General features: G+C 60.8%; 12 protein-coding genes. 10 read left to right on the forward strand and 2 right to left on the reverse strand.

From position 1 onward, the window contains the following. Positions 1 to 26: 26 nt before the first annotated feature. Positions 27 to 365, reverse strand: coding sequence for a P-II family nitrogen regulator (gene glnK / locus AK821_RS10080; protein ID WP_002555808.1), 339 nt, complete (start codon positions 363 to 365; stop codon positions 27 to 29). A 413-nt stretch (positions 366 to 778) separates the two neighbouring features. Here glnK and AK821_RS10085 point away from each other — a divergent pair, with 413 nt between their 5' ends. Then, the gene (locus AK821_RS10085; RefSeq protein ID WP_064389528.1) at positions 779 to 1039 is read left to right on the forward strand and encodes an accessory factor UbiK family protein; all 261 of its coding nucleotides are present in this window, start codon (positions 779 to 781) and stop codon (positions 1037 to 1039) included. Between the two features lie 963 nt (positions 1040 to 2002). Next, a complete protein-coding gene (locus tag AK821_RS10090) occupies positions 2003 to 3496 on the forward strand; it encodes a YifB family Mg chelatase-like AAA ATPase (RefSeq protein WP_064389529.1) in 1494 nt (497 codons plus the stop codon). Here AK821_RS10090 and AK821_RS10095 read toward each other — a convergent pair. Next, positions 3493 to 4707 (reverse strand): aldose 1-epimerase family protein, encoded by a 1215-nt coding sequence (locus AK821_RS10095; RefSeq protein WP_064389530.1) that lies wholly within the window; start codon positions 4705 to 4707, stop codon positions 3493 to 3495. The two genes, AK821_RS10090 and AK821_RS10095, sit on opposite strands and share 4 nt — an antisense overlap. Positions 4708 to 4974: 267 nt before the next feature. Here AK821_RS10095 and AK821_RS10100 point away from each other — a divergent pair, with 267 nt between their 5' ends. The 8 genes from AK821_RS10100 to AK821_RS10135 are packed head-to-tail and all read left to right on the forward strand — an operon-like array spanning position 4975 to position 18615. Further along, positions 4975 to 6345: an SrfA family protein gene (locus tag AK821_RS10100; RefSeq protein WP_064389531.1), complete on the forward strand. Its 1371-nt coding sequence runs from the start codon at positions 4975 to 4977 to the stop codon at positions 6343 to 6345. 17 nt (positions 6346 to 6362) lie between these two features. Beyond that, on the forward strand, positions 6363 to 9422 hold the full coding sequence (locus AK821_RS10105) for a virulence factor SrfB (RefSeq protein ID WP_064389532.1): 3060 nt from the start codon (positions 6363 to 6365) through the stop codon (positions 9420 to 9422). Beyond that, positions 9419 to 12133, forward strand: a complete 2715-nt coding sequence (locus tag AK821_RS10110; RefSeq protein WP_064389533.1) for a putative virulence factor — start codon at positions 9419 to 9421, stop codon at positions 12131 to 12133. The genes AK821_RS10105 and AK821_RS10110 overlap by 4 nt, the downstream gene beginning before the upstream one ends. A gap of 3 nt (positions 12134 to 12136) precedes the next feature. Continuing rightward, positions 12137 to 13156 carry a hypothetical protein gene (locus AK821_RS10115; RefSeq protein WP_064389534.1) on the forward strand — a complete coding sequence of 340 codons (1020 nt, stop codon included), beginning with the start codon at positions 12137 to 12139 and terminating at the stop codon, positions 13154 to 13156. Beyond that, positions 13156 to 15147: a vWA domain-containing protein gene (locus AK821_RS10120; protein ID WP_177330945.1), complete on the forward strand. Its 1992-nt coding sequence runs from the start codon at positions 13156 to 13158 to the stop codon at positions 15145 to 15147. The genes AK821_RS10115 and AK821_RS10120 overlap by 1 nt, the downstream gene beginning before the upstream one ends. A 10-nt stretch (positions 15148 to 15157) precedes the next feature. Then, positions 15158 to 15874, forward strand: coding sequence for an ABC transporter ATP-binding protein (locus AK821_RS10125; RefSeq protein ID WP_064389535.1), 717 nt, complete (start codon positions 15158 to 15160; stop codon positions 15872 to 15874). Continuing rightward, a complete protein-coding gene (locus AK821_RS10130) occupies positions 15858 to 17081 on the forward strand; it encodes an ABC transporter permease (protein ID WP_064389536.1) in 1224 nt (407 codons plus the stop codon). Before AK821_RS10125 ends, AK821_RS10130 begins: the two co-directional genes overlap by 17 nt. Then, positions 17071 to 18615, forward strand: a complete 1545-nt coding sequence (locus AK821_RS10135) for an SUMF1/EgtB/PvdO family nonheme iron enzyme (protein ID WP_064389537.1) — start codon at positions 17071 to 17073, stop codon at positions 18613 to 18615. Before AK821_RS10130 ends, AK821_RS10135 begins: the two co-directional genes overlap by 11 nt. Positions 18616 to 18649 lie beyond the last annotated feature (34 nt).

Here is an 18649-nt window from a genome sequence, read left to right on the forward strand (position 1 = left end):
TGGGGCGTTGGGGTTTGTGGCGGCGTTTAAATCGCGTCGGTATCGGTTTCGCCGGTACGGATGCGAATCGCCTGTTCCAGATTGACCACGAAGATCTTGCCGTCACCGATCTTGCCGGTGTTGGCCGCTTTGGTTATCGCCTCGATAACCCGATCCAGATCCTTGTCGTCGATGGCCACGTCGATTTTCACCTTGGGCAGAAAATCGACCACATATTCCGCGCCGCGATACAGCTCGGTGTGACCCTTCTGCCGGCCGAAGCCTTTGACTTCAGTAACGGTAATGCCCTGCACGCCGATTTCGGACAGCGACTCGCGCACGTCGTCCAACTTGAACGGCTTGATGATGGCAGTGACTAGCTTCATGAAACTCTCTCCCGAATTGGTGGACTTGCCCCAGGAAAACAAACCCGACTCAAGTCTAAGCGCAGTGCCTGGCTTTGTAACGCATCGTCGGCCGTACCTGCCCGACTGACGCCAGCTAACCGCTGCCGACGAAACTCCCCGCTCCGTCTGCCGCACTGCATTCGTCACAGCGACTGCATCAGTGCATGGGTCGAAGGTGACTAAGCAGAAACCTTGCCATCTCGCCAAAATCCCCTGATTTCAAGCCCTTGGCCGCTGCTGCAAGCCGTCCCGTGCAAAACGCTATCCGGATACGCACAACAACGGTGCGTCGCCGTCCGTCCGCCTGCGCGAAAAGCGTGCATCCCTGACCGCGAGATTGACTATAGACACTGCGTGATACACTGCCGGCCATTGTTCCCAGGACATCCAACATGCTCGCGCCCAAAGCCTTCCTCGCCGCCCTGAGCGGCCCCGCCTCCCGCCTCTTCAGCGGCGACACCCCTCTGCCGAAAGCCGAAATCGAAAGCCAGTTCAAGATGCTGCTGCAAAGCGCCTTCAGCAAACTCGACCTGGTCAGCCGTGAAGAGTTTGATAGCCAGATGGTTGTGTTGGCGCGCACTCGCGCACGCCTCGAGAGCCTTGAAGCCAAGGTTGCCGAGATGGAAGCGAAGCTGACGCCGCCAGCCGAATAACCCCGCAATTCCCTGTGGGAGCTAGCCTGCTAGCGATTGAAGGTCGGCACGACCTTCCCGTTCTTGGCAAACATTCGAAGTATGTATGTCGAAAGGCCAATAAAACCGCTCCTGCCGAGGCAGGAGCGGTTTCCGTCAGATCAATCCTTACAACGAATTATTCCAACGGTCTCGCAGAATCTCGTACAGGCGAAAAGCCCATAACGCGATACTGACGAGGCGCCACATATGTTTAAGAAACTTAGACATACTTTGGCCCTCCTTGCGTGGGGCCAAACCTCCGATGCACTTTCCGGCGTACGAACACCTTCGGGACTACACACGAGTGTGTCCGCCAAGGCGGCCGGGTGTGGGCTCCCCAAGATCAGCACCGGCACGGGTCTCAAACCGTGTCGAGGAACATGAATTTTTTACGCTCCCGGCCACACTTTGCGAACACTCGATGAGTGGGCATCGTCACGGCGAATGGTATTCGCTGTCCGGCCGTGGCATTTAAACAAGTTGTATCAAGTCGTTATCATGTACCGGCAAACCGATGTCGGTCCTCGAATCTTTTAATCGATTGATTGGCTGAAATTTCAATGATGCTTGCGCCACCGGTCAAATATGCATAATCTCGGGAAACACGAGTGTGTCCGCAAAGGATGCGCAGGCCTTGGCCTCACCGAAGCCTGCATATAAAAAACCGCCTTCTCAAGGCGGTTTTTTTTCGTCTCGATTTTTATGGGGCATGACCCATAATCCACGTTTACCTCACGGAGGCCACTGCGAAGCATCCATGTGAAAGCACCGAACTATTTGCGGAGTGCCTACGCCGACCATGAGCTAGCCAGCTCAAATGTCCGCCTCCGGCAACATCCAGTGAAAGTTTGCCCTTAAAACTGTCCGACCAACGCCCTCTCCCCAGACTACCCTTCAAAAACCCGCAGGAAGCGGCTCCCCGATTCAGCTCAAGGAACGACCATGTCCCTCTCCATCGTCCACAGTCGCGCCCAGATTGGCGTGGAAGCCCCCGCTGTCACCGTCGAAGTCCATCTGGCCAACGGTCTGCCGTCGCTGACCATGGTCGGCCTGCCCGAGGCAGCGGTGAAGGAGAGCAAGGATCGGGTGCGCAGCGCGATCATCAATTCCGGGCTGCAGTTTCCGGCGCGGCGGAGCACTTTGAATCTGGCGCCGGCGGATCTGCCCAAGGATGGCGGGCGGTTTGATCTGGCGATTGCCTTGGGAGTTCTGTCGGCGAGTGTGCAGGTGCCGTGTCTGACGCTGGATGATGTGGAATGTCTGGGAGAGTTGGCATTGTCCGGAGCAGTGCGGCCGGTGCGCGGGGTGCTACCGGCAGCATTGGCGGCGCGCAAGGCGGGGCGTGCGCTGGTGGTGCCGCGAGCGAATGCCGAGGAGGCCTGCCTGGCTTCGGGGTTGAAGGTGTTTGCGGTGGATCATCTGCTCGAGGCGGTGGCGCATTTCAATGGGCATACGCCGGTTGAGCCCTATGTATCCGATGGATTGATGCACGCCAGCAAGCCTTATCCCGACTTGAATGAAGTGCAAGGGCAAGTAGCGGCCAAACGAGCGTTGCTGATTGCTGCTGCGGGTGCCCATAACTTGTTGTTCAGCGGGCCGCCGGGGACGGGTAAGACATTGTTGGCGAGTCGCCTGCCGGGGCTGTTGCCGCCGCTGGCCGAGAGTGAAGCACTGGAGGTGGCGGCGATTCAGTCAGTCGCCAGTGGCGCCCCGCTGACCCATTGGCCGCAGCGCCCCTTCCGTCAACCGCACCACTCGGCATCAGGGCCGGCACTCGTTGGTGGCAGCTCGAAACCACAACCCGGCGAAATCACCCTCGCCCACCATGGTGTGCTGTTTCTCGATGAATTGCCGGAGTTTGATCGCAAGGTTCTGGAGGTTTTAAGGGAGCCTTTGGAGTCGGGATTCATCGTGATCGCCCGGGCCAAGGATCGCGTGCGTTTTCCCGCGCGCTTTCAACTGGTCGCAGCGATGAACCCCTGCCCCTGTGGATATCTGGGCGAGCCGAGCGGCAAATGCTCGTGCACACCGGACATGGTGCAGCGCTATCGCAACAAGCTGTCTGGACCGTTACTGGACCGGATTGATTTGCATCTGACGGTGGCGCGGGAGGCAACGGCATTGAACCCAGCGATTAAGCCCGGCGAGGACAGCGCCAGCGCTGCCGCATTGGTGGCCGAGGCGCGGGAGCGCCAGCAAAAGCGCCAAGGCTGTGCCAATGCGTTTCTCGATCTGCCGGGTTTGAAGCAGTACTGCAAGTTATCCACAGCCGACGAAGCCTGGTTGGAGTCGGCCTGTGAGCGTTTAACGCTATCCCTACGCTCGGCCCATCGCCTGCTCAAGGTCGCCCGGACACTGGCAGACCTTGAGCAAGTCGATGCAATCAAACGCGAACACTTGGCCGAAGCGCTGCAATACCGGCCAGCGACACCTTAATGCTCGGTCAGATCAACCAGCGGCATCTGCCGCACTTCGGTGTCGCGTCCGGCCTGAATTTCGGTCACACGCTTCAAAGCGTTATCCACAGCACCTTTGTCCGCGAGCAGGCTGTAGCTGATCTGGAACTGTTTGTGTTCTTTGGGTGCGATAGTCGGCACCAAACTCAACGGCCGCTGATAACGACGGTTGTAGGAAAAACTGGTCCCTGGTTCAAGACCCGTGACGTAGCCCTGCCCTTGGGTATCGGTGTTTTTCCACAAGGAAAACACCGGCAGCTGTTGAGTATTGAAGCCAACAGAAACACCCAGGCTACCCGCCTTGTTATGCAAAACGGTGAGGGTCTGACCCTTGGCATCCGCGTAGGGCACGACGTTGTAAACCGTCTCGTCGTAATCCTTGGTTGGCCCGCGATACGTCTGCCAGTCGGCCAATTCGGCCTTGGCCTTGTCGTTAAATGGCGAGACCTGTTTGACCGGTGCCGCAAACCGGGCGCCTTGCTCAAGAAACGGCGTACTGAAGTTACTGTGATACAGCGCCTGATATTCCTTCGGATAGTCGCCATTGTTGGTCAGCGAATCGTTCAGCGCGAACGCTGTGCTGCCCGGCACCGTGACCAGTTCGGTCACTACAGAGAAATCGACCTTCTTGAACGCCTGCTCTTTCAGCTCGCCACGCAGGCTGATGGCGTACGGCGGTTTTTCGTCGATGTGCAGGGTGACCTTGCTGGCCGGGATGTTCGCGGCGCGACCGTGCAGGGTCAGCAGCTCACCGTTGTCCATGCCCGGATGGCCGACCCATTCGTAACCACAGCGGGTCACCAGCTCGTTGAAGCCTTCCAGCCAACCCAGACCGCCACGGCCATTGAGCTCGATAAAGGCCGGATTGACCACGTCCTTGACCGGCGAATCCCAGCCCATGCGCACAGCGCCGACCGTGGCCTGCAAGACATTCATGCCGCGGGTCGGCACCACCGAGAGCTTCATCGTGCCGTTATCGATGTCGACAATGCTTACACCCTCCTGTCGACCGCCGTGCAGGGTGCGCAGGGTCACGGAGAAGGCTTTGTCGGTTTTGACGCCCAGTTGCTCGCTGGTAATGGACCAGTTTTGCGCGGGCTTGTCGGTGTCGAGCAGGACGTAATCCCAAGCCATGGCCTGGGAAGCCGCCGCCATCGTAGCGAGGGCAACAGCGAGTTTGAGCGAAGTCATGAGCGTGCCTTTTATTGGATTTGTAGGTTTTTTATAGCGCTGATGAATCGTTTCAGCAAGCGTAAAAAACCCTTATCCATGCCGCCCTTCCGTCACTGGTAAAATAATCCCGAGCGAGGTTGGCATTCTTCAGCTAGCCTCGTTCGGTTTTGGCCTATCGGCTGATTGACGGCGACATCATAATGACATTAAGGTCGCCAGCTAAATGCAGGAGCAAGGCACAGGCAGTTCCGCCTGTCATTGCGCAACGGAACATATGGAGTATGGATGCGCGGGGCACTACTACGCAGCGGTAAGAGCGGTTCATTCACTGCCTTGGGCGAAACAGGCCAACCGGTTTACCGGGCGGCGCTGCAGTTGCGCGAAGCAATTCGCCGCAAGAATCCCGACCTGGTCGATCACCTGGCCATTCCTCAGAGCGATGAACTCGGCAACCAGATCGACTGGTACAGCGGCCTCGACGGTGATGTGATCCCGTGGAGCAGCGCGACCGAAGAAGAGCGCGCGCCTGCCCGTCGCCAACTTGAAGCCTTGAAAACTGCCCTCGAAGAATTGAGCCAGCGTTTCCTCGGCACTGACTCGGACGAGCCGCAGCAAGGCGACAAAGCCGTGTTCGGCAAGTTGCTCAAGCGCGTCATCCATTTCCCCGACGAAAACTTCGTTTATCTGGTGCAAGGCAAACCCGTGCTGACCTTCTGGGGTTTCGAGCACGCCGGCGCCGATCGCAACCGTGATCCGCTGCACTGCCTCTATCAGGTTCCGCCAGTTTTCACCTTGCCTCCCGAAACGCCAGCGCCGGTAGCGGCCCCGATCACGCCGGTGGTTCCGGTCGTGACGCGCCCATGGTGGCGACGCTGGTGGTGGTGGCTGTTGCTGCTGCCGTTACTGTTGCTGCTGTTGTGGCTGTTGCTCGGTTTGCGTGGCTGCGTGCCGATTCCACTGGTGGCCGTCGACTTGCTGCCCGAGGGCGTCGTGCCCGTAGAAAGACAGGTTGAACCACTGCCCGTCGGCACCGCGACCACGCTCAATGGCGTCCCGGTGAACGGCACTGCCGCGAGCATCGACACCGGCGCAGCCGTGCTCGGTACAGAGGGCACACAAGGGGCAGAAGTCCCGGCGCTCGACGGCAACGAACCAGCCGCAGAGAACGCAGGCGTGAGCCAGGATCCGGCGGCCGAAACGCCTGCCAATGCTGCGCAAAACCCGACTGCGCCACCTGCCCCAACACAGGCAGAGGCTGACAAAGCCGCCGCAGCCAAAGCAGGCCCGGCCCTGAGCATTCCGCCCGACGCCGCTGACGGCGCCGCCAATTTCCTCGATGGCCAATACCGCGCCGGCGCTGGCATTCAAGACCGCCGCACCGGCAAACCGCTGCGCCTGGAATACCAGTTCAAGGACGGCAAGGGCGAAGTGACGGTGCATCAGGCCGATGGCTCGAAATGCAGCGGCCCGGTCGCCGCCTCCATGAAGGGCGGCAGCCTCGCCATCGACAGTCAGGGCCAGGCCGTTTGCGGCGATGGCAGCACCTACGACATGCCCAAGGTCAACTGCCGCAAGGGAGCGACTACGGTCGCCGATTGCACTGGCGGTTATGGCAAAGATCAATTCCCCATGTCCATGCGGCAGATGGGCGAATAAGCACGGAATAACGCGAAATGTTGCCTGAAGTCACCCAGTTCGAAGACACCGTCACGCTCGTCAGCGACACCGGCATCCAGTTCATGGATTTCGCCCTGCGCCTGGACCCTCGCAAGGAACCGGCGGGCGAGTTCGCTCAGATGATCAGCGGGCTGGTGTGCCGGGTGATGTACAACGAAGAGAAAGACTTCTACTTCTACGAGCCCGAACCGGAAAAGATCGAGAAGGCCAAACCGGCGTTCAGCCTCGACATGAAAAGCAGCCTCGACCTGCTCAACGGCGTCTGGCTGCCGATCCCGTTTTTCCGCTTCATGCCGCCGCACCGCTTTGACGAAGGTCCGAGCAACTGGTCGCGCATGCGCCTGGTCAAACTCGACTCGCCCGACATCGACGGCAATACCCATCGCCTGACCATGGCCTTCGACAGCCGCGTGATGCCCAAGCGTGACGGCACCGCCTACCTTGCGCCAAACGAAGAAGACATCAGCTCCGGCGTGTCTTTCAAACTGGCGACCAAGGCCAGTGAGACCCGCTGGTTCCTCGCTCAGCCGTGGGTCAACGAATGGTTGCTCGAGCTGTTCAACGAGGGCAACAGCCATCGCTCGCGTGAAGAACTCGACATCGACATTCGCGCCAACCATCACCTGGCGCATTACCTCAACGTGCTGAGCCTGCTGGGCAAGCCGTCAACCGCGATGCAGTCGACGGCGCGGCCGAAAGTCGATATTCCAGAGCTCAAAGTGGTCGCCAACGACAGCAACGGTCAGCCGATCCTGGTCGATCTGGTACTCGACGTCGGCAACTCGCGCACCTGCGGCATCCTCATCGAAAACCACGGTCAGGCCGGCTCTGGGCTCAAGCACAACTACGTGCTGGAACTGCGCGACCTGATCACCCCGGAACACACCTACAACCAGCCGTTCGAAAGCCGTGTCGAATTCGCCCAGGCGAACTTCGGCAAGGACCATTGCTCGGTCAAAAGTGGTCGGCACGACGCATTCCAGTGGGCGACGATCGCCCGCGTCGGTAACGAGGCCGGACGTCTGGCCAGCCGCCGCCGCGGCACCGAAGGCTCGACGGGCCTGTCGAGTCCGAAACGTTATCTGTGGGACGAAAAGGCTTACGCGCCGGGCTGGCGTTTCAACTGCTCGTACGTCAAGACCGACAACGAGCCCTACGCCACTGCCGCGCCGTTTTCACACCTGATCAACGAAACCGGCGAAGCGCTTTACAGCCTCGACGAAGATGACCGTTTGCCGGTGTTCATGCCGCGTTATTCGCGCAGTTCGCTGATGACCTTCATGCTCGCCGAAGTGCTGGCGCAGGCGCTGTCGCAAATCAACAGCCCGGCCCAGCGCTCGCGTCAGGGCCACACTCGCTCGCCGCGTCAGCTCAACAGCATCACCCTGACCGTGCCACCGGGGATGCCCCAAGCCGAGCGCAGCATTCTCAACGAGCGGATGTTGCAGGCCATCGGCCTGGTGTGGAAAAGCCTCGGCTGGCACGCCGGCGAAGAGGATCCACACGAAAAAGAAGGCGTCAGCCCGCGCACGCCGATCCCGAGCATTCGCGTCGAATGGGACGAAGCGTCCTGCGGCCAGTTGGTCTACCTGTACACCGAGGTCAACGAGAACTTCGCTGGTCACCCGGAGGAGTTCTTCGACACCATCGCCCGGCCTGACAAGACCGACCGCGAGCGCATCACGCTGGCGACCATCGATATCGGCGGCGGCACCACCGACCTGGTCATCACCGATTACCGCCTCGACCGCGCCGGCAATACCGGCAGCGGCAGCAACGTGCACATCGTGCCCGAGCAGCGTTTTCGCGACGGTTTCAAAGTGGCCGGTGACGACATTCTGCTCGACGTGATTCAGGACTTCATTCTGCCGAGCTTCGAAAAAGCCCTGCAGAACGCCGGGGTGAAAGCGCCGGACTCGTTGATGTCACGGCTGTGTGGCGACGAATCGGTCAGCGCGCAGGACGTGATCCTGCGCCAGCAACTGAACCTGCAAGTGTTCTCGCCCCTCGGCCTGGCGTTGCTCAAGGCCTACGAACACTACGATCCGCAAGTCCCGCAGGAAGTCACGCCGCAGAGCTATCGGCAGTTGCTCGGCGATCATGCGATCAGCCAGACCGTGCTCGAATACGTGAATGCCGCCGTGCGCCGCGATGTTGGCGGGCAGAGCAATTTCGATCTGTACGAAGCGCAGATCAGCTTCGATCTGCAAAAGCTGCACGCCGCGTTCCTCAACGATCAGATCAACATCACCAAGATCCTCGGTGCACTGTGTGAAGTGGTCGCCCAGTACCCGTGCGACGTCTTGCTGCTGACGGGCCGGCCATCGCGCCTGCCGGGCATTCAGGCGTTTATCCGCAAGGTCTTGCCGCTGCCTCCGGGGCGCATTCTGGCCCTGCAGAATTACCGCACCGGCGGCTGGTACCCGTTCCACAAGAACGGCCGCATCGACGACCCGAAAAGTACCGCATCGGTCGGCGCCATGCTCTGCCTGCTGTGCGCCAACCACAGCGTGCCGAACTTCTACTTCCGCTCTTCGGCGCTGAAACCGTACTCGACGGTCAAGCACATTGGCGTGATCGACCTGAACAATGTGATCAAGGATGCCGACGTGCTGTACCGCGACATCCAGTCAGAAGACTACAAGATCAAGTTGCCGGAAATCGGCGCGGGCGATGACGCCGACACGCCACAGCTGGAAATGCGTGGCGATCTGCGTCTGGGCTTCCGCCAATTGGCGGCTGATCGCTGGTCGGCCTCGCCGTTGTACACCTTGCGTTTCACCAAGACGGGGCGAGAGAAGTTCTCCCGTGCGATCGGTGAAAACGGTAGCGCGCCGCTGCTCAAGGTGCGCTTCGAGGTGAAGAGCGCCGACCAATACACGAAAAAACAGGATCTGGTCAGCGACCGCCTCTCGGTGCGGGCCATCGAATCCAACAGTAGCAACGTCAGCTTCAACCCGCGCAGCGACCTCGAGCTGGAACTCAACACCATGCTCGACGCCGGCCTGAGCGAGACCAAGTACTGGCTCGACAGTGGAAGTGTGAAACGCAAATGAACGACCTGACCCCCGAGCAACGCCAGCTCTCTGCCCAATGGGCTGCGGTTTACGAAGGTGCCGGTCAGGCACTGGACTGGATTGACCAGACGCGCGGCAACGCGCCACGTCTGGACAGCGAAGCCGACAACCTGAACATCCGCCTGCATCGCGCCCGCAACCTGGCCCACAGCCTCGGTCGCGTGGCCTGCACGCCGATGACCATCGGCTTTTTCGGTTTGTCCCAGGCCGGCAAGTCCTACCTGATTTCAGCGTTGGCGGCGGGTCAGAACGGCAAACTGGAGACCGACTACGGTGGCCAGCGCCTGGACTTCATCCGCCACATCAACCCGGTCGGTGGCGGCAAGGAAGCGACCGGTCTGGTGACGCGCTTCAGTCGTCGCGCCACACCGAGCCAGGACCCACAGTTCCCGGTGGAGCTGACGCTGTTCAAGGAAATCGAGCTGGCGAAGATTCTTGCCAACTCCTGGTTCAAGGACTTCGACCTTGAGCGGATTTCCTACGAGATCGACGAAGAACGCATCCAGCGCGTCCTGAAACCTTTCGAAGGCCGCGAAAACGGGCCGCTGCAACCGGGCGTCAACGCCGACGATCTGGTATCGCTGTGGGATTACCTGCGGGACAACTTCCGCAATTCGGTGAAAAAACTCGAACACCTGTACTGGCCGAAAGCCCTGCAACTGGCGCCACGCCTGAATTATCAGGAGCGTGCCGAGCTGTTCGCCATTCTCTGGGGCGAGCAACGCGAGCTGACCCGCGTGTATCAACAACTGTCCGGCGCGCTGCACAAGCTCGGCCTGCCCGAGACCGTGTTCGCGCCGCTGAAAGCCTTGGTGACGTTCGAGAACGACACCTACAGCCAGCGCGACAGCATCATGAACGTCGACATTCTCGAGCGCTTCGGCAGCCCGGCGGATTTGCCGGTCGACGTGCGCCCACAAGTCGGCGGACGCCTGCAAAACAGTCAGGGCATTCCGGTCGCGCAGCTGGCGGCGTTGACCGCCGAGATGACCTTCGGCCTGATCGAGCCGCCGGCGGACGACATCGTCAATCAAGTCGACCTGCTCGACTTCCCCGGTTATCGCGGACGCAAGAAACTCCACGAGATTGCCGACTCCAGCGACCCGGAATCGGCGACCAAGGACAACTCGGTTTCGCAGTTGATTCTGCGCGGCAAGGTCGCCTACCTGTTCGAACGCTACACCGACAATCAGGAAATGAACGCGCTGGTGGTCTGCACCGGCTCGACCAAGCAGAGTGACGTCAACGACGTCGGCCCGGTGCTGACACGCTGGATCGAAAAGACTCAGGGCGCCGATGCCGCTGAGCGCAGCAAACGCGCGACCGGACTGATCTGGGCACTGACCATGCTCGACCTGCGGGTGACCAACTCGCTGAGCCTGACCGCCGATCAATACGACGAGAGCTGGAACGGCATGGTCAAACTGACCATGCTCGAGCGCTTCGGCAGCCTCAACTGGATGAACGACTGGGCTGGCACGCCGTTCCAGAACACCTTCCTGGTGCGCAAACCGCGGATGGACGCGGCGTTTATCGTGCAGGACGCCAGCGGTGCCGAAGCCGGCCTCAACAGTAACTATCAAAGCCGCGTCGAAGCGCTGGGCAGCAGCTTCGCCAGCAACGCGCTGGTGTGCAAACACGTCGCCAATCCGGCCGAAGCCTGGACGGAAATGCTCAAAGATGATGACGGTGGTATCAGTTATTTCAGCAACAGTTTCACCAAAGTGGCCAATATTGAATTCAAGCTGCAACGCATCCGTGAGCAGCTCGACCAATGCCTTGAAGGCCTGACCACTCACGGCCTCAGCACTTGGTATCACGCCGACGGCGACGGCGCGGCGGCGGCCAAGAAAGTCCAGGCGCAGATGATTCTGTCCGGTCTGGGTCGACGCCCGGCGGTGCTCGGCGAGTTGATCGATCAGCTCGACATGAGCAGCGAAGAAGTGCGCGACCTGTACCTCAGCGGCGTCTACGAAACTGACGAAGAGCCGACCGCCAGCGATGAGCCGGTCAGCACCCCGCCGAGCCAGAGCCTGTACGGCAACGACGCCGGTTTCGATTTCGACTTCGGCGGCGACCTCGGGCAGGACAGTGTGCCCGTTAGCAGCAAAACCAGCAGCGCCGCGCCGGAACTGCAAAGCAATGAACACCGCTTTGCCAAAGCGGCGTTCAAAGCCTGGATCGCCCATTTGCGCGAACTCACCACCCGGCAAAGTCTGCTCAACCTGCTGGGTCTGGAAAAAGCGCTGCTCGAGGCCGTGGTCGATGAATTGATCACCGCCGGCTACCGCCATGATTTGCCGGGCCAACTCAGCCGCGCCGTACTCAAACGCGCGCAAAGCGGCGCGCGACGCGATCAACTGGTCGAGCGCCAGGTACTGGAAGTGCAGCGCGTGCTGCGCGATTTCGTTTCCTGGTTTGGCTACATCCAGAAACCTGTGAGCGAGCGCCCGAACAGTCGGGCCGGTGCCAAGGCGCCGCTGTTTTCGTTCTATACCGACATCGGCCCGGGACAAGTTCCGGTGCTGCCGGCACAGCCGTCGAATCAGGCGCAGCTGTTTCTCGGCGACTGGCTCTCGGGCCTGGCCTACATCACGCTGGACAACGCCGGCCATGGTGCCGGTCGCGAAATCACCCCTGAACAGAACGAACGGCTGGGCCAAGTGCTCACCGCTTTCGCAGCGAGATAAGCAATGCCAATTCGTGTCGACCTGCTCGCGTTAGAGCCCAATGCCCCTGGCCGTGCCTGCCTGACCGTAAAAAAATGGACAGGCGCCGAGCAACAGCTGGAGTTTTCCATTCAGCGTAACCAGGACAGTTTCTATCTCCAGGAAGGACAAGTCTGGAGCAACAACCCGTTCTGGTTTCAGGTGGCGCGTTTCGACGTTGCCGCCAGCGGTGAAGCGCTGGAAGCCCAGGTTGGCCCGGAAGTCGTCGACCCGTTGCTGGAAGGTGGCGCCAATTCGCAATTTCGCATTGAACTGCGCGAGCAGGGGCCGGGGCATACCGACGTTGGCGTGGTTCGACCGGGCGTCGGGCTATTGCCTTCCACCGCCGGCGGTGAAACCCGCTCGACTTACGGCGCTGCGCAACTGAGTACGCCGAAAGCTCCGGAACCCGAGATTCCCGAGTTGCCTGAGCTGGTACTGCCTGACCTCGAGGCGCCCGTTGAACCTGAGCCGATTACCCCTGAGCCTCTCTACACCCCGCCGCCAGCACCGGTAAAGAAGAGCAACAAAGGTTTGATCGGTCTGCTCATCGTGCTGTTGCTGCTGATCGCCGCAGCCGTCGGTTTCTGGCTGATGAAACGTGCCCCGGAACCTGCCGCTCCGGCGGTCGCCACGACGCCGCCGGCGAGTGCCGATGCCGCGGCCTGCACCCTGGAAAGCATGAACAGCCTGCCCGAGCTGACGTTCGTCCAGACCTGCATCAAGGCTGCCCCCGACAGCGCCAAGCTGCTGGAGATCATCAACCAGGCCAAGGCCGGCAAACACTGCGGTGTCGCCCAGCGCCTGTACGCCAACCGCGCCCAGGCCGGTGACGCTCTGATCGCCAACGCTTACGCCCACGAATACGATCCGAAGTACCTGAAAGCCAGCGATTGCTTCCCTACAGCGGACAACGCCACCGCTGCTTACTGGTACGAAACGATCCTGACGCAAGATCCGAATAATGCCGAAGCCAAGCAGCGTTTCGAGGAGTTGCAGAAGTGATGCGCACCTCCATGAATCGTTTCCTGCTCAGCGGTGCCGCGCTGCTCGCACTGTGCATCGGCTCGCTGGCCCAGGCCGATGACAAACCGTTGATTCAGGCCGGCAAAAAAACCCTGTTCCAGCGTGTGCTCACCACCCCGGGCTGCAAGATCAGCCCGACGGCGGGCGGTGCGGCCGGCAACGAGCAACCGGTGTTCAGCCGTTTCTACGTCTACGAGCGCGCCCAGGCGAGCAACGCCGAGTGGCTGAAAGTCGGCCCCGACAGTTACGGCAAAACCATCGGCTGGCTGCCCGCCAGTTGCACCACTGACTGGAAAATGCAGCTGACCCTGGCCTTCACCAACCCGGCCAACCGCGACCGACTGCTGTTTTTCAAAGAACGCGCCACGGTCGAAGGTATCCTTGATGCGCCGGATCCGGTGAGCAAAGTCGCCCCACTGCGGGCCACGCTGAAGAAAGGCCAGCAGGCCCCCGGCGTGCTGGCCGAAGAACCTGAATACTTCGTCGACCTGCAAAAGCAGTTCTACCTGCTGCCGGTGCTCAGCGGCGAAGAAGTCATGACCGAAGCGGGTTTCCGCACGCGCCTGCTCAATGTCGCATCGGTCAGCAAAGCCGAGGCAAAAGACACCAAAGGTGTCGCTGCTGGCGGCGCGTCCGGCGGCAAGGAAGCCGAAGACAAGGCCACCAGCCAACTGAAGGAATTCAGTGCGGCGGTGGTGTTTGTCATCGACTCGACGATTTCCATGGACCCGTACATCGACCGCACCCGTGAGGCGATCCGCAAGGTCTATCAGCAGATCGAATCGCAGAACCTCGGCAAACAAGTGAAGTTCGGCCTCGTTGCTTTCCGCTCCAGCACCGATGCGGTGCCGGGCCTGGAATACACCACGAAGATGTATGCCGACCCGACCAAGGTGAAGGACAGCGCGGACTTCCTCGCCAAGGTCGCCGACCTCAAGCAGGCCAAGGTTTCCAGCAGCAGTTTCGACGAAGATGCCTACGCCGGTGTGATGCACAGTATCGACAAGGTCGACTGGAGCCAGTTCGGCGCGCGTTACGTGGTACTGATCACCGATGCCGGCGCCATCGAAGGCGACGACAAACTGTCGAAAACCGGTTTGAGCGCTGCCCAGGTCCGCCTCGAAGCCACCAATCCGGGCGTGGCGATTTACACCCTGCACCTGAAAACGCCGGCGGGGATCAAAGACCACGCCAAAGCCGAAGCGCAGTACCAGAACCTGTCGACGTACCCGGGCACCAGCACCTCGCTTTACTACCCGGTCAACGCTGGCGACATTCAGGAGTTCGGGCGCAAGGTCGACACCCTCGCCGCCGCCATCACCTCACAGGTAAAAGCCGCCTACATGGGCGAAGATGCCATCGGCAGCGCGGCGAACGCCAAGCAGGATCCGGCCGAGAAGAAGATGCTCGACGATGCGGCCCTGATCGGCCACGCCATGCAACTGGCGTATCTGGGCGAGAAGACCAACAGCAAGGCCCCGCCGGTATTCAAGGCGTGGATCACCGACCGCGACCTGATCAAGCAGAACATCCCGACCACCGACGTGCGCGTGCTACTGACCAAATCCCAGCTCAGCGACTTGAGCGATGTGATGAAGCAGATCCTCGACGCGGCCAACGAAGGCCTGATTTCGCCGACGGAAATGTTCGATCGCCTGCGCTCGGTTGCCGCGACCATGGGCGCCGACCCCAATCAGCTCAAACAGAATGGCAATGCCAAACTGGCGGACATGGGTGTGCTCGGCGAGTACCTCGAAGACCTGCCGTACCAGAGCGAAGTGTTGAACCTCGACGAAGAGACCTGGAAGAGCTGGGACGGTCTGGCGCAAGAGAAATTCATCCGCACGCTCAACACCAAACTGCGCCACTACCAGCGCTACAACGCTGACGTCGACCGTTGGGTGGCATTGGCCAAGGACAGCGATGCGCGGGATAACGTGTATCCCGTGCCTCTGGAAATGATGCCCTGACGAGACGCTGATGCTCGATATCAAGAACCTGCTGGTGCGCCGCGGTGCGGGCGCACTGGCGCATCACGTGCGTCTGCCGCAATTGCAGGTCGGTGCCGGGGAAATCCTCGCCATCACCGGCGAGAGTGGCAGCGGCAAAAGCACGCTGCTCGAAGCCATCGGCCTGTTGCTCGCGCCGGTCGAGCTCGAACGCTTTCGCCTGGGCAAAACAACGTCGGCCACACAACCGGCGCAGGACATTGCCCGCCTGCTGGCCAGCGATGATCAGCCCGGACTGGCGGCGGTGCGTTCGCGGGATTTGGGCTTCATTTTGCAAAGTGGCGGCTTGCTGCCGTTCCTGAGTGTGCGCGACAACATCAGCCTGCCACGTCGCTTGCTGGGGATGCGGGCACAAAGCGCCCACATCGACCACGCGGTCGAGGTGCTGCGCCTGCAGGGTTTGCTGGATAAGAAGCCACACGCTTTGTCGATCGGTGAACGTCAGCGAGTCGCCTGCGTGCGCGCGATTGCCCATGAACCGCTGCTGCTGTTGGCGGACGAGCCGACCGCCGCTCTCGATCCGCACAGCGCCCGACGCTTGTTCGAATTGTTGCTGAGCCTGGTCTCGAGCATGGGCTTGAGCGCCCTGGTGGTTTCCCATGATTGGGCGTTGCTCAAGGATTTCGGTTTGCCACGGCTCGGCGCCATCAGCCGTCAGGGAGAGACACTGTTTGAACCGATGGACTGAGCGCCTGCGCTTGCTGACCACACTGGCCCTGCAAGACCTCTGGCACGACCGCAAGGTGTCGCTGTGCATCGCCGCCTCGCTGGTGGCGGTGATTGCGCCGCTGTTGCTGTTGTTCGGGCTCAAGCACGGCGTGGTCAGCCAGTTGCAGGATGAATTACTGCGTGACCCGCGCAATCTTGAAGTGAAGATGCTCAGCAATGGCAACTACGACAGTGCCTGGATCGAGCGCCTGCGCCAGCGTCCGGAAACCGGATTTGCCCTCGGCCAGACGCGCTCGCTGAATACTCAGGCGGACTTGTTTGTCGGCCTGCAAAAGTTTGTCGAAGGCGCGGAAATCATCGCCACCGAACCCGGCGACCCGCAACTGAACCTGCCGCAATTCAACCCGCTCGGCAATCAAGTGATTCTCAGCGCCCGCGCCGCACAACGCTTGCAGGCCAAGGCTGGTGACCGTGTGCAACTGCGGGTGCTGCGTCGGCTGGAAGGCGTCAACGAGCGCGGCGAAATCAGCTTGAGCGTCCTCGCCGTGCTGGATGGCGCACGCTTCGGTCGCGCCGCCGGTTTTGTCGCGCCGCCGCTGCTGCTGGATCTCGAACGCTTTCGCGACGGCTATCAGGTCGCGGCGTTCGGCATCGCCACCGGCAAGCCGCAAGGCAATCTGCAACCGCTGTATGCCCGGGCCCGCGTGTATGCGCGTGACATCGATCAGGTCGCACCGCTGGAGCGCTGGCTCAACGAACAGCACATCGAAACCTCGAGCCGACTGGCCGATATCGACAACGTCAAAGCGATCAACCATGTACTGGGTTTGATCTTCGGCGTGATTGCTTTGGCGGCGCTGATCGGCTGCGTCGCGTCGATGGTCGGGGCCTTTCTCGCCAACATCGACCGCAAGCGCAAAAGCCTCGCGGTACTGCGCCTGCTGGGTTTCAACCGGGCGGCAGTCGGCGGCTTCGTGATCACCCAGGCGCTGCTGCTGAGCCTCGCCGGTTATCTCGGCGGGTTGGGGTTTTACGCCATCGGCAGCCATTTGTTCGACTACTTGCTCGGCAGCAGTCAGGCCACCGGCACGTTCGTTTGCCACATCACTTTCTGGCATGGCCTCGCTGCCCTGCTTCTGACCTTTCTGGTCGCTGCACTGGTGGCCGTGATCGGCGCCGTGCGAGCCATCAGCATCCAACCTGCGGAGAGTCTGCGTGAGCTATAAACGTTTTGGCTTGCTGTTGCCCCTGAGCCTGGGCTACCTGCTCGACGCCTCGGCGGCGGGCTGGGAAGAGAAGTATTACAACCCGATGCCCGAGGCCAGCGACGTCGTCCTGCCGATGCCGTGCGAGGGCTCGATGGTGTTTCGCAAGGTGTTCATTCCGGTCGCCGGGCCGCTCGATGACTACCCGATCAACATCGGTCAGGACGGCGCCGAGTACGGCTATGTCGAACAGACTCGGCCGACCTTCATCGCCGGCAGTTTTACCGGCGGCAAGAGCGATAAATCCCGTTACTACCTGATGGCCAAGTACGAGATGAGTCAGCTGCAATACGCCGCGCTGCCCGAAGAACCCTGCCCCACCGCCGCGACCAAAATGCGCCTGCCGCAAGTCGCCGTGAGCTGGGTGCAAGCCATCGATGCCGCCGACAAGTACAACCTGTGGCTGCGCAAGAACGCCGCCGACAAGTTGCCGAAAGAAGACGGCGTGCTGGGCTTTCTGCGCTTGCCGACCGAGGTCGAGTGGGAGTTCGCCGCCCGTGGCGGACTGGAAGTCGGCGCTGCGGAATTCCGCGACACGCACTATCCGATGCCCGAAGGCATCAACGCCTATGAGTGGTTCGCCGGCGCGCAGTCGTCCAACGGCAAACTGCAACTGACCGGCCTGCAAAAACCCAACCCTCTGGGCTTGCACGACATGCTCGGCAACGTCGACGAGATGATGTTCGAGCCGTTTCGCCTGAACAAACTCGACCGCCAGCACGGCCAGGCTGGCGGTTATGTAGTGCGCGGCGGTAACTACCTGACCGCGCAGGCCGACCTGCGCACTGCGCTGCGCAAGGAACAGCCGTACTACAACGCCGAGGGCCAGGTGAAGAACAAAACCTCCGGTCTGCGTCTGGTGATGGTCTCACCGACCCTCACATCGCGTGAACGCGTCGCCAGTATCGAAAGCAGCTGGAAGAAGCTCGGCACCGGCAGCAAGGAAACCGAATCGGCCGATAAAGGCACGGTGCAATCTCTGAATAATCTGGCCTCGGGCGTCGAAGACAAGGCGCTCAAGGAAAAACTCCAGGCCCTGGAAAACCAGTTGCGTGCGAGCAATCAGCAGCAGGAAGAAACCCGCGATCAGGCAATTCGCGCCAGCCTCAACCTCGGCGCGTTCCTCTGCACCAAGATGCTCGATGACGGCCAGTACGTGGATTTCCTGCAGAAAAACTACAAGCTCAACTGCGAGTCCGCCGACAAGGACGCCAGTTGCGACATGCGCAAGGGCAAGCTCGACGAGCAGAAGGATCGCCTGCACAAACTCAGCCGTTACTACGCCAGCAGCCTGGTGGAATCGGCGACGTTGTATGGCCAGCCGCTGCTTGAAGCACAGGTGCCGGTGATGGAAGAAATCATCACCCGCAACAAACAGCTGCAAGACCTCAAACCTTATTTGCGCACGCACTGGGCCAATCAGAAGACCTTCCTGCAAAAGCAGAAGATCGACACCGACGCCTGGCTCAGCAGCTGCAAAACCGTATCCCAATAACAACGCACCACAACACTGTCATCAAGGAGCTTCA

The organism is Pseudomonas sp. RIT-PI-r (assembly GCF_001297015.1).
In the GTDB taxonomy this organism is placed as follows: Bacteria; Pseudomonadota; Gammaproteobacteria; order Pseudomonadales; family Pseudomonadaceae; genus Aquipseudomonas.

Coding starts and splice junctions, on each gene's coding strand:
- AK821_RS10085 (WP_064389528.1), top strand. CDS start 779: ATGCTCGCGCCCAAAGCCTTCCTCGCCGCCCTGAGCGGCCCCGCCTCC.
- AK821_RS10120 (WP_177330945.1), top strand. CDS start 13,156: ATGCGCACCTCCATGAATCGTTTCCTGCTCAGCGGTGCCGCGCTGCTC.
- AK821_RS10115 (WP_064389534.1), top strand. CDS start 12,137: ATGCCAATTCGTGTCGACCTGCTCGCGTTAGAGCCCAATGCCCCTGGC.
- AK821_RS10090 (WP_064389529.1), top strand. CDS start 2,003: ATGTCCCTCTCCATCGTCCACAGTCGCGCCCAGATTGGCGTGGAAGCC.
- AK821_RS10125 (WP_064389535.1), top strand. CDS start 15,158: ATGCTCGATATCAAGAACCTGCTGGTGCGCCGCGGTGCGGGCGCACTG.
- AK821_RS10110 (WP_064389533.1), top strand. CDS start 9,419: ATGAACGACCTGACCCCCGAGCAACGCCAGCTCTCTGCCCAATGGGCT.
- AK821_RS10100 (WP_064389531.1), top strand. CDS start 4,975: ATGCGCGGGGCACTACTACGCAGCGGTAAGAGCGGTTCATTCACTGCC.
- glnK (WP_002555808.1), bottom strand. CDS start 365: ATGAAGCTAGTCACTGCCATCATCAAGCCGTTCAAGTTGGACGACGTG.
- AK821_RS10105 (WP_064389532.1), top strand. CDS start 6,363: ATGTTGCCTGAAGTCACCCAGTTCGAAGACACCGTCACGCTCGTCAGC.
- AK821_RS10095 (WP_064389530.1), bottom strand. CDS start 4,707: ATGACTTCGCTCAAACTCGCTGTTGCCCTCGCTACGATGGCGGCGGCT.